The organism is Trichococcus sp. TS_SC_9 (assembly GCF_056156325.1).
In genome coordinates this window covers 2594251-2606637 of the sequence record NZ_CM149591.1, presented here as the reverse complement: position 1 = coordinate 2606637, position 12387 = coordinate 2594251, and the positions used below count along the sequence as shown (strand labels likewise).

At 46.8% G+C, this 12387-nt stretch carries 9 protein-coding genes; 3 read left to right on the top strand and 6 right to left on the bottom strand.

The window, feature by feature from the left end:
• The first annotated feature begins 158 nt into the window (after positions 1–158).
• Positions 159–1808 carry a peptide ABC transporter substrate-binding protein gene (locus AC0J5I_RS12705; RefSeq protein ID WP_475300493.1) on the top strand — a complete coding sequence of 550 codons (1650 nt, stop codon included), beginning with the start codon at positions 159–161 and terminating at the stop codon, positions 1806–1808.
• Between the two features lie 173 nt (positions 1809–1981).
• Here the strand turns inward: AC0J5I_RS12705 and ilvA are convergent, their stop codons facing one another.
• From ilvA to AC0J5I_RS12680, 5 genes are all read right to left on the bottom strand, one after another.
• On the bottom strand, positions 1982–3244 hold the full coding sequence (gene ilvA, locus AC0J5I_RS12700; protein WP_107995303.1) for a threonine ammonia-lyase IlvA: 1263 nt from the start codon (positions 3242–3244) through the stop codon (positions 1982–1984).
• An 83-nt stretch (positions 3245–3327) separates the two neighbouring features.
• Positions 3328–4323, bottom strand: coding sequence for a ketol-acid reductoisomerase (ilvC, locus tag AC0J5I_RS12695; RefSeq protein WP_475300490.1), 996 nt, complete (start codon positions 4321–4323; stop codon positions 3328–3330).
• Between the two features lie 87 nt (positions 4324–4410).
• Positions 4411–4671 carry an acetolactate synthase small subunit gene (gene ilvN, locus AC0J5I_RS12690; RefSeq protein ID WP_107995301.1) on the bottom strand — a complete coding sequence of 87 codons (261 nt, stop codon included), beginning with the start codon at positions 4669–4671 and terminating at the stop codon, positions 4411–4413.
• Between the two features lie 4 nt (positions 4672–4675).
• On the bottom strand, positions 4676–6364 hold the full coding sequence (ilvB, locus tag AC0J5I_RS12685) for a biosynthetic-type acetolactate synthase large subunit (protein ID WP_234402573.1): 1689 nt from the start codon (positions 6362–6364) through the stop codon (positions 4676–4678).
• Between the two features lie 371 nt (positions 6365–6735).
• Entirely contained in the window at positions 6736–7605 is an 870-nt protein-coding gene (locus AC0J5I_RS12680) for a patatin-like phospholipase family protein (RefSeq protein ID WP_475300480.1), read from the bottom strand.
• 174 nt (positions 7606–7779) lie between these two features.
• Here AC0J5I_RS12680 and AC0J5I_RS12675 point away from each other — a divergent pair, with 174 nt between their 5' ends.
• Both AC0J5I_RS12675 and AC0J5I_RS12670 read left to right on the top strand, forming a co-directional pair.
• Positions 7780–8553, top strand: coding sequence for an ABC transporter ATP-binding protein (locus AC0J5I_RS12675; protein ID WP_475300476.1), 774 nt, complete (start codon positions 7780–7782; stop codon positions 8551–8553).
• Positions 8554–8796: 243 nt separating this feature from the next.
• Positions 8797–10338: a flavocytochrome c gene (locus AC0J5I_RS12670; RefSeq protein ID WP_475300472.1), complete on the top strand. Its 1542-nt coding sequence runs from the start codon at positions 8797–8799 to the stop codon at positions 10336–10338.
• Between the two features lie 81 nt (positions 10339–10419).
• Here AC0J5I_RS12670 and AC0J5I_RS12665 read toward each other — a convergent pair whose 3' ends face one another.
• Positions 10420–12144 carry an ABC transporter ATP-binding protein gene (locus AC0J5I_RS12665; RefSeq protein WP_475300468.1) on the bottom strand — a complete coding sequence of 575 codons (1725 nt, stop codon included), beginning with the start codon at positions 12142–12144 and terminating at the stop codon, positions 10420–10422.
• Between the last annotated feature and the right edge of the window lie 243 nt (positions 12145–12387).

The window sequence follows — 12387 nt, the reverse complement described above, 5'->3', positions numbered from 1 at the left end:
AAAAAGCCCGGAACTTGTTCTGGGCTTTTTTTGCCATAGAAAATTAATTAAATGAAGAAATGATGAAATTATTGTGATGATATTCCCCATTATTTATAGAATATCCGGATTATTTATAGTATAATATTAGAATACGAATAGAAAAAGGGGAGAGATACATGAGGAGATTGAAAAGTTCTTTCATTTTAGCTACAACAGCAGTCATCTTGGCGGCTTGCGGAGGAGACGGCGCAACGGACGACAGCACAGCAAACACAGTAGGTGAAGGCTCCAGTGGACAAGTAGTCAATTATACAGCGCCGACCGAGTTGGCAACGTTGGATACAACACTGATGACGGACATCAACAGTTCAAATTATATCAGCCATGCGATTGAAGGCTTATTGAAAATCAATGCAGACGGAGAGCCTGTACCTGCAATCGCTGCGGAAGCCGGCACTGTTTCGGAAGATGGCCTGACTTATACTTATAAACTCCGCGATGATGCTGTCTGGTCAAACGGAGAGCCTGTTACAGCGAACGATTTCGTATTCGCTTGGCAAAGATTGGTGGACCCGGAAGCCGGCGCATCATACGCTTACTTGGCTGAGACCGTCAAAAATGCCAATGAGATCATGGCCGGAGAAATGGATCCTGAAGAGTTGGGCGTAAAAGCGGTTAGCGACACTGAAATCACAATCGAATTGACGCAGCCGACGCCATACTTCGAATCATTATTGGCATTCAGCGCATTTTTCCCGCAAAACGAGGAATTTGTGACTGAAAAAGGCGATAAGTACGGAACAAGCAGCGAAAATGTTTTGGCTAACGGACCTTTCACTATCGAGAACTGGGACGGCACCGGCCTGACTTGGGATCTGGTGAAAAATGAAGATTACTACGCGGCTGACGAAGTGCAGTTGGAAGAAGTCAACGTTCAAGTAATCAAAGAAACGAGCACTGTTGTGAATCTCTTCCAACAAGGATCAGTAGACAACGCACAAGTGACCGGCGAATTGGTTAAACAATTGGCGACTGATCCTAACGTAGTTGTTCAGAAAAAAGCCCGCACGGCGTACATCGAATTTAACCACGACAATGTCTACCTGCAAAATGCGAAGCTGAGAGCTGCCATCGGACTTGTCATCAATCGTGATGAATTGGTCGATAGCGTCATCGGAGACGGTTCGACAGCAATCGGCGGCTTCCTGCCGGCTGATTTTGTCAGCAACCCTGCGACCGGCGAAGATTTTGCCGCTGAAGCCGGCTCTTATCTGGACTATGATCTGGAACAAGCAAAAACGCTTCTGGCTGAAGCGAAAGCTGAATTAGGCGTAGATGAAATCACGTTCTCCTTGGTCGGGGATGATGATGAAAAGAATAAAAAAATAAGCCAATACATCCAAGGCCAAATCCAAAACAACTTGGAAGGCATCACTGTAGAATTGCGCAATGTACCGAAGAAAAACCGTTTGGAATTGGCGAATCAAGATGAATTCGACTTGTTGCAGACCGGTTGGGGTGCGGATTTCGCCGACGCAATCAACTACATGGACTTGCTGTACAGCACATCCGCTTACAACGAAGGGCAATATGCAAATGCAGAATTTGATGCTTTGATCGATTCTTCAAAAACCACAAACGCAAACAACCCTGAAGCGCGTTGGGCTGACCTAATGGCTGCACACAAGCTGATTATGGAAGATGCAGCGATCATCCCACTGTACCAAGAAGCAGAAACACAACTCAGAAACCCTAACCTGAAGGGCATCATTTTCAATTCAGTGGGTAATGAATTTGACCTGAGCAGAGCGTATCTCGAAGAATAAGAATGTTCAGCACACACAAAAGGGCCGACTCCGTTGAGAGTCGGTCCTTTTGTGTGTTGTGCGGCCGCTGGTAACATCGCGCCGAACCAAATCAACAAAACAAAAAAACTGACGCAACCCACTCAAGTGGCTCACGTCAGTCTCTTTAGTTACTTCACAAGAATTGGTACGGATCAGATCAGGAATGAATACAGTTTGGAATTTTCGTTCACCGAAATGTAATGCGGATCGAATTTTTCGAGCCTGCTGAGCAGGCCTTCGATATCGTCCTTATTTTTCAACAAGATTCCGATCAATACAGGCCCTTCGCTGCGGTGAACCTTTTTCGTATATTCGAACTTGGTGATGTCATCGTTACTGCCCAATATGTCATTCACGAATTCCTTCAACGCGCCGGCCCTCTGCGGGAAGTTCACGATGAAATAGTGCTTCAGACCTTTATAGAGTAGGGAGCGTTCATCAATTTCAGCCATGCGGTTGATATCATTGTTCCCGCCGCTGACGATACAGACAACCGTTTTGCCTTTGATTTCTTCTTTGTATTGTTCCAAGGCAGAAACGGAGAGTGCGCCGGATGGTTCCGCTACGATAGCTTGTTTAGTGTATAAATCGATGATGGTTCCGCAAACTTGTCCTTCAGGCACTAACAAAATGTCATCGACATTTTGTTGGCAGTGTCTAAAAGTCAAGTCACCGACAGTCGCTACGGCTGTCCCATCACAGAATTTATCAATATCAGTCAAAGTCGTCACTTTATTCGCATCAAGCGAAGCTTTCATGCCAGGGGCGCCCATGGACTCAACGCCGATGATCTTTGTTTCGGGCATGGCTTCCTTCATGTAGCTGCTGACGCCTGAAATCAAGCCGCCGCCGCCGATTGCCGCGAATACCATGTCAGCCGTTTCGCCTTCAGCAACGAGATCCTGGTGGATTTCCACTGCTAAAGTGCCTTGCCCGGCGATCACATTGCGATCATTGAAAGGTTCAATGAAAGTCAGATTGTGTTCATCCGCGTAGGCATGGGCGGCTTCATTCGATTCGTCGAAGGTATCGCCGATCAGTTTGATCTCAACATACTCTTTCCCAAAATAACGGACTTGGTCTATTTTTTGAGAAGGGGTTGTCGACGGCATGAAAATGGTAGCGTTGATGCCCAAATGATTGCATGTGTAAGCTACCCCTTGCGCATGGTTGCCGGCTGAGGCGCAGATTACTCCGGTCTCCGTTTCGGCTTCGCTCAGCTGCGAAATGGCATAATAAGCGCCTCTCAATTTGAAGGAACGGACGATCTGAAGGTCCTCCCGTTTCAAAAAGATGTTGGCATGATACTTCTGCGATAGATACGCATCATGCTGCAAAGGTGTCTGCTTGACCACGTTGCGCAGTACTTTATATGCTTTAAGCACGTCTTCTTTGTTCACTAACTCATCCGTCATTCTATCTGCTCCTAATCTATTGAATACAATGATGAAGAGAGAAGGCTTAAAAATAAGGATGCTCTCAACCTACACCTGATTCATTATTGTTGTTCATTCACGAAAGGCATCATTTTACGCAATTCAGCACCGACTGCTTCGATCTGGTGGCCTTGTTGCTCAGCGCGCATTGCGTGGAAGTCAGGGAAGCCAGCTTTGTAATCGTCAGTGAAGCGTTTAGCGAATGCGCCTGTCTGGATGTCAGTCAAGACGTCCTTCATGCGGTCTTTCACGTCTGAAGTGATGACGCGTGGTCCTGAAACGTAGTCGCCGTATTCAGCTGTGTTTGAGATAGAGTGGCGCATTTTTTCCATGCCGCCTTCGTACATCAAGTCAACGATCAATTTCAATTCGTGCAATACTTCGAAGTAGGCGATTTCTGGTTGGTAACCAGCTTCAACCAATGTTTCGAAACCAGCTTGAACCAAGTGAGTCGTTCCGCCGCATAGTACAGCTTGCTCACCGAACAAGTCAGTTTCAGTTTCTTCTTTGAAAGTTGTTTCCAAAACGCCTACGCGTGTAGCGCCGACTCCTTGTGCCCAAGCAAGAGCGATATCTTTTGCGTTGCCTGTTGCATCTTGGAAGACTGCGAACAAAGCAGGCACTGCCGATCCTTTAGCGAATTGACGGCGAACCATGTGGCCTGGGCCTTTTGGAGCAACCATGAATACATCGATATCAGCAGCAGGTGTAATCGTACCGAAATGGATGTTGAATCCGTGACCGAATGCGATGGCATTTCCAGCTTCCAAGTTAGGAGCGATTTCAGCTGCATAAACTTCAGCTTGCTGCTCATCAGGGATAAGGATCATTACTACGTCAGCTTGTTTTGTTGCTTCAGCAACAGAGAATACTTCGAATCCGTCTTCTTTTGCTTTGTCTGCAGATTTACCTGCACGGATTCCGATGATGACATCATTACCGTTGTCGCGTAGGTTTTGTGAATGTGCATGTCCTTGAGAACCATATCCGATAACGGCGATTTTTTTGCCCTCTAGTGCTTTTACTGTTACGTCTTGATCGTAGTATACTTTAGTCATATTGAAATGACCTCCTTATTTTTTTTATATTCTCAATGCTTTTTAAGCAATTTGATTCGGTCAGTAGGGTGGTGCGGTAGGTTGGGTTTATGCTCTTAAGCCTAAACGTTTTTCGGTGATGTCGGTTGCGCTGATGACGTCTACTTGTTTTTCCAACTGTTTCGTCAATAATTCAGCTGCTTCCAAGGTATCGAAGTTGAGGCCGACTGTGATCAAGGATACGTCGTAATCTTCCGTACCTGTCAGCGTCAAGGTATCGATATTGTATTGCGGCTTCAGGATAACTTGCGTGATGCGGTTCAAAACGCCGGGTTTATTCACGACTTTGGCTTGGATTAATCTTAGCATCGTCCTACACACCTTCCATTTCGTTATTTGGCCTGCCTGAAGCAACCATAGGGTATACCAATTCATCTTTGGAAATCAGGATATCCAAAACATAAGGACCAGGATAATTCAAGGCTGTCTGGATCGCTTCATCCACTTTATCGGGATCGGATACTCTCGCAGCTGTGATGCCGTAAGCATCAGCAAGTTTAACAAAATCAGGAGAATCCGGAAGCTCGGAATGAGAGTAACGGCCTTTGTAAAATTTGTTCTGCCATTGATGAACCATGCCCAGTACTTCATTATTCAGAATGAAGTACTTCACATTCAGCCTGTTGGCATTCAGGATCGCCAATTCTTGGTTAGTCATCTGGAAGCCGCCGTCGCCGACGAAGCAGACAACCGTTTTGTCAGGATAAGCCATTTGAGCGCCGATCGCTGCCGGAATGCCGAAGCCCATCGTTCCCAAGCCGCCGCTTGTCAGCAATTGCTTGCCGTACTTGAACGGGTAATATTGAGCCGCCCACATCTGATGTTGGCCTACATCGGTTACGACAATGGCTTCACCGTCCGTCAATTCGCCGACATACTCGACTACATGTTGCGGTTTGATGAACGTATCGGATTTTTCATAACGGAAAGGGTGTTGCTTTTTGTTGTCCATCACGTGGCTGAACCAAACAGAGTGGTCGGGCACTTCAGCCAATTTTGTGTCGTTCAGCATGATCAGAGCCAATCTGGCATCAGACAACACCGGGATATGCGTGTGCATGATTTTACCGATTTCAGCATTATCAAGGTCAACATGGACAATGACAGCATCGGGTGCAAAATTAGTTGGGTCGCTTGCTACACGGTCATCGAAGCGAGCGCCGAAGTTCAAGAGCAAGTCGCATTCCATCAAAGCCATATTCGAAGCGTAAGAGCCGTGCATACCGCCCATGCCCAACGCAAGTTCATGTTTGATAGGGAAGCTTCCCAGACCCAATAGCGTGTTTACAACGGGAATTTGGTAGTATTCCGCGAAAGCCAGCAATTCTTTCTCAGCTTTTGCATGGATAACGCCATGACCGGCCAAAATGATCGGTTTCTTGCTTGCTGCAATCGCTTCGTTCACTTTTGCGATCTGTTCCGGAACAGGCAGACATTCCGGTTTGTATCCCGGCAGATTTTTTTCGGGTTGGTTGTAATCTTCGTAGGCGACTTCCTGGACACCGATGTTTTTCGGGATATCGATGACGATCGGTCCTTTTCTGCCCGTATTCGCAAGGTAGAAAGCTTCATGGATGATGCGCGGGATATCCTTGGCATCACGGATTTGATAGTTGTATTTCGTCACAGGTGTCGTCATGCCGATCATGTCCGTTTCCTGGAAAGCATCTTTGCCGATGCCTGCTTCATGCACTTGGCCGGTGATCACGATCAATGGAACGGAATCCATTTGAGCAGTCGCGATACCGGTCAAAGCATTTGTTGCGCCGGGCCCGCTTGTAACGATGCAGACGCCAGGTTTGCCGGTAGCGCGGGCATAGCCGTCAGCCGCGTGGACAGCGCCTTGTTCATGCCTTGTCAATACGTGATTCGATTCGGACTTGTAGAATTCATCGTAGATGTGAAGAACAGAGCCGCCTGGATAGCCGAACAGAACTTCAACACCTTCATTTTTCAACGCTTCAACAAGAAGGGTTACGCCTTTTTTTGTTTTAGTCTTCATTTCAGATTCCATTTTAATCTCCCCGTTTCTCGTTTTTCCTTTGTCCGTTTGCAATATGGATAAAAAAAAGCATCCTCATCAATCAATGATGGGATGCTTCATCCCATTTGATTACCACAAATAGGACTTAAACAATCTGCAAAAAATTTCTACAGTGTTTAACTCCTAGATCATTAAGACGATAATAATGTTTAGTGGATTCATCGTTTTCATATGGGATACCTGATTTCTATATGGATTTGTTATTGCTTAAGTGATTGATATAATCATATAAGATTTACATGAGAGTGTCAACGGTAATTTTCATATTATTTTCACTTATTTCTAATAATTGCCCAAAATGAATAGGCTGGGTGATTCTTTTGTGCGGATCATCGTCTTGCCAAAAAGTCCCGCAAATCAGGGAGCTGCCTTTCCGAGGCGCGTGCGGCATACTGATAATAGGCATCCAGACGCTGCACATTGCGTTCCATCCTGCCGATTGCAAGCTGGTCTGGCGCGATCACAAACGCCTTGCCTTCCTTTTCCAGTTGCTCAATCAACGCCATCGATCGGTTGTAGGCGATGTGCCGCTGTTCAATGGCTGCAATAATTTCGGGATAAGCCCGCAGATGGCGCCGGATTATGGCGCTGAAGCGCTGCTTTTCCTTGATGTAGCCACGCGGACGCGTCAGCAGGATCACGTGCTTTTGGTTGCCGTCTGCTATCGCTTTTTCGATCGGAAGCGAGTCGACGATGCCGCCGTCCAGATAGAATTTGCCGTTGATTTGGGTAGGGGGCATCAGCAAAGGCACCGTGGAGGAGGCCCTGATTTTGAGGCCCAATTCTGCACTGGTTGCGATGTCATCCTTATCGAAATAAACAGGCTTAGCGGTTTCCATGTCCGTAACGACGATCTTCATTGAAGCTGGATTTTGCTTGAATGAATCGAATTGAAAGGGAATATCGGTCGTGATTGCATCTTCATAAATATATTTGGTGTTGAAATATCCCTGCCCGTTGAGCAGATATTTCATTCCCGAAAAAGCCGGATTGGCGGCGATATCAACAAATGATGCTTTCGTGCGGACCAGGTCACGGCTGACATAATTGATGCCGTTGGCCGATCCGGAAGAGACACCGATGACATAATCCAAGTAGATTTCTTGACGCAGCAAAGTGCTGATGACCCCTGCGCAAAAGACGCCCCGCATGGCCCCTCCTTCTATGATCAAGGATACTTTTTCTTTATTCTGTTCCATACATTTTCCACCTCATTCTATAGTATAGATGACATTGCGGTGTGATGCGATGCTTTTCTCATTTTTTGTTGTGTAAGGTGTGTGGTGGCGAAAGCCTTTTCCGGATGGGGCAAATGTGGTATATTCGCACTAAAGGATGCCCAATAACCACAATACTATAGATGGGGTGATGTAATGATCAGATTCGACCACGTGAACGTCATTCGCGAAAACCGGAAAATTTTGAACGACATCAATTGGCACGCAACCAAAGGCGAACACTGGGCCATACTCGGATTGAACGGTTCCGGCAAGACAACCTTGCTGCAACTGTTGAACGGCTATCTGTGGCCTAGCAGCGGCAAACTGATCGTGTTGGGCGAGACTTTCGGGCAAACGGCCATACCGGAATTGCGCAAACGGATAGGCTGGGTCAGTTCGGCGCTCCAACAACAGCTGAATCCCAACGACATCGCCGAACACATCGTCCTCAGCGGAAAGTTCGCTTCAATCGGCGTCTGGACCATCCCAACTGAAGCTGAAAAACAACAGGCGCTGGATCTCTTGATAAAATGCGGCGGAAAAGAACTGATCGGTTTTCGTTACGGCATCCTATCTCAAGGCCAACAACAGATCATTTTAATCGCCCGTGCTTTGATGGCCGAACCGGAAATCTTGATATTGGACGAGCCCTGCAATGGCCTTGATCTGTTCGCAAAAGAGAAACTTTTGGATGATATCCAGCGGATAGCTGATGAACCTGAAGGGCCGACGATGATTTATGTCAGCCACCACACCGAGGAAATCCTGCCGTGCTTCAAAAAACTGATGCTGCTGAAGGACGGTTCCATCCATAAGACAGGCAAAACAAGCGACTTGCTGAAAGAGGAAATCCTGAATGATTTCTATGAAAAACCGGTGCAAATAGTCCGCATGTCCAAAAACAGGCTGGCGGTCTTTCCCAAATGAAGAATTAGAGTGAAGAGAAGACAGCAGCGAAACCAATATGCAGATATTTGTTTTCGTTGCTGTTTTTTTCTAAATCTCCATGCCAAAAAAAAGATTGTGCGAAAAATATAAATGTTTCCCGTGAATCATCTCGAATGTAAATAAGAATATTGTTAGAAAGCCTTGTTTATCAAATTATCCCTGTACAAATCATGATAAAAAAAATACAATGTAAAAGTAAGTAAAAGAAGTGGGGGAGTAAGAATGAAAAAGAGAATAGGCTTAATATCTGCTTTAAGTATGTTTATGTTGTTATCCGGTTGTGGAGCGAACACGGACAACGCAGCAGACTCAAGTGTTGCTGTTGAAAGTGAGGAATCGATTGCTGCAAGTTCTGAATCAGTGGAGGCTGTGACAGGCGCATCAGAGGTTACCTATACTGATCCTGAAGAACTGAAGAAAAGCTATGATGTCATCATTATCGGTTCCGGCGGCGCTGGTTTGACAGCGGCTATTTCAGCGAAGGATGCCGGCCTAAATCCGGTCATCTTCGAAAAAATGCCAGTCCACGGCGGAAATACAATGAAGTCTTCCGCAGGCATGAACGCATCCGCAACGAAATTCCAAGCGGAACAAGGCATCGCAGACTCAAATGAATTATTCTATGAAGAAACATTGGCTGGCGGGAAGAGCACAAACAATCCCGAATTATTGCACTATCTTGTCGACAATTCCGCATCCGCCATCGATTGGTTGGACACAATGGGCATCACTTTGAATAACATCACCGTTACAGGCGGAATGAGCGTGAACCGTACGCATCGTCCATCCGATGGTTCAGCAGTCGGTCAATACTTGGTTAAAGGTTTATACGCGAATGTCATGGAACGCGAGATTCCATTGTTCGTGAATTCGGATGTAAAGGAAGTCATCGTGACTGACGATAAAGCAAGCGGCGTCAAAGTCGACTTCAACAACGAAGGTGAAATCACGGTTTCTTCTGATGCAGTCATCATCGCAACCGGCGGATTCGGAGCTGACTTGGAGATGGTCACAGAACTTGCACCTCAACTTGAAGGCTATGTCACCACCAACCAACCAGGATCGACAGGAGACGGCATCAAAATGGCGCAAGCTATCGGAGCCGCAGTCGTCGACATGGATCAAATCCAGATCCACCCGACCGTGCATCAGGAATCTTCTTACCTGATCACTGAAGCGATCCGCGGCGAAGGCGCTATCCTTGTGAATCAACAAGGCGAACGTTTCATCAATGAAATGGAAACCCGCGACACAGTTTCAGCAGCAATCAATGCTTTAGAAGAAGGCTATGCTTACCTTATTTTTGATGCAGGCGTGAAGGACCGTGTGAAAGCAGTCAATACGTACATCGAAAAAGGCTTTGTCCAATCGGATGAAACAATCGAGGCTTTGGCAGGTCAACTGGAAATCGACGGCGCAACATTAGCGCAAACATTGACTACATGGAACGAAACAGTCGCTTCTCAAGTGGATGGCGTGTTCAACCGTCAAACAGCCCTGAATAACCCGTTAGCCACGGCACCTTACTACGCAATCCAGATTGCGCCTGGTATCCACCACACAATGGGCGGATTGAAAATCAATGCCAACGCACAAGTCATCAGTACGGAAGACACTGTCATTGAAGGTCTTTACGCTGCCGGCGAAGTTACCGGAGGCGTACACGGGAGCAACCGTATCGGCGGCAATGCTGTAGCGGATATCATCGTATTCGGACGCCAAGCAGGGAATCAATCAGCCAGCTACGTCCAATCAATGGAATAAATAAATCACCGATAACAAACAAGAACGGCAACCCAATCGCTGGGTTGTCGTTCTTGTTTTTTCTTTAGTTACTTTTGAGGATCATTGGTCGATTCCCAAAAACTGGGCTTCGTAGAGACGACGGTAGGTTCCGTCCTGAGCCAGCAATTCCTGGTGAGAGCCTTGTTCGGAAATCCCTTGTTCATCGACGACGATGATCCTGTCGGCATGCTTGATGGTCGTCAAGCGGTGCGCGATGATCAGAGTCGTCCGACCTTTAGACAAGTTATCCAAGGATTCCTGGATGACTTGTTCGGTTTCGGTATCCAACGCGGAAGTCGCCTCATCCAAAATCAGGATAGGCGGATTTTTCAGGAACATGCGCGCAATCGAAAGCCTCTGTTTCTGCCCGCCGGACAATTTGACGCCGCGTTCTCCGATCATCGTATCGAATCCAAGCGGCATCTCCGCGATGACCTTGTCGAGATTGGCCATCTGGGCTGCTTGGGCGATTTCGGCATCGGTAGCATCCAATTTCCCGTAAGCGATGTTTTCCCTCACTGTTCCAGGGAAGAGGAAGACATCCTGTTGCACGACGCCGATTTGGTTGCGCAAGGACCGGAGTGTCAGATCCTGGATGTTGATGCCGTCGACAGTGATGGTCCCTTCCGTTGCTTCGTAAAAGCGGGGAAGGAGGTTGCACAAGGTCGTTTTCCCGGCACCGCTTGGACCGACGAAAGCGACAGTCTCACCGGCGCGGATCTTCAGATCGATCCCGTCCAACACTTTTTTGGAACCGTCGTAGCCGAACGACACCTGATTGTAGACGATGTCGCCGTTCAAATGACTCACCTCGATGGCACCCGGTTTATCCAGAATATCCGGGGTACGGTCCAACTCTTCAGTGAAGCGTCTGAAGCCGGCGATCCCTTTCGGATAACTTTCGATCATCGTGTTCACTTTTTCGATCGGACGGACAAAAATGTTGGACAAGAGGATGAAACCGACGAACTCGCCGTAGGAAAGCTGGCCCTGTATCGTGTAGTAGGCGCCGAAGAACAGCGCGAACAGGTTGATCAACCGGATCAGCAGATAGTTATAGGAAGAACTGATGCCCATCATTTTGTAGAAGGCAATTTTGGAACGGCGATAAGCCTGGTTCAATCCTTCAAACCGTTTCGCTTCATAGGCTTCGTTTGCGAATGCCTGCACGACGCGGATGCCGCTGACAGATGCTTCAATCCCCGCGCTGAATTCCCCCAGCTCTTCAAAAATGCGGGTGTTGATTTTCGTCATTTTCTTGTTGAAAAAGACGAGCGCAATCGTAATGAAGGGAATCATGACGAAAGTGGCGATCGCCAACTGCACATGGATCTGCAGCATCAACAGAAACGATCCCAGCAAGGTGATGATGGTGATGAAGATATCTTCGGGTCCGTGATGCGCTACTTCGGAGATTTCGAACAGATCAGTCGTCAGCCGCGACATCAATTTGCCGGTCTGTTGGTCATCATAGTAGCTGAAAGGCTGCTTCTGCATGTGGCCGTACAGTTCCCGGCGCATATCGGTCTCGATGTTGACCCCGAGGACATGCCCGAAATAGACGACGATATACTGCATCGCCGTGTTGACGATGTACAAAATCAACAGCCCCAGCGAAACCAAGAGGATCAGATCCCACTCCCCGGAAGGCAAAATGGAGTCAATGATGCTGTTGACGACGACCGGGAAAGAAAGTTCCAGGACAGCCGCCAAAATAGCGCAACAAAAATCAAGCATAAAAAGCTGCTTATAGGGTTTATAATAGCCGAAAAAACGTTTAAGCATGAGTACCTCCTCTAAAATCATTCGAATATAGTTATAACACAGATTATTTGATCGCGGTATTAATTGGCCTTGAATTTATGGGGTCAAAAATTCTATTGTCAGAATTTAGTACCTCAAGCATATCAAATTGATATATCTACATGAATTATATTGCTTCGAACAATTATAGTGGTAAGATTATATTAAAATATATTTTCAATTAACTAAAGATTAATATGGGGAATTCGCTTGAAAATAAACTAA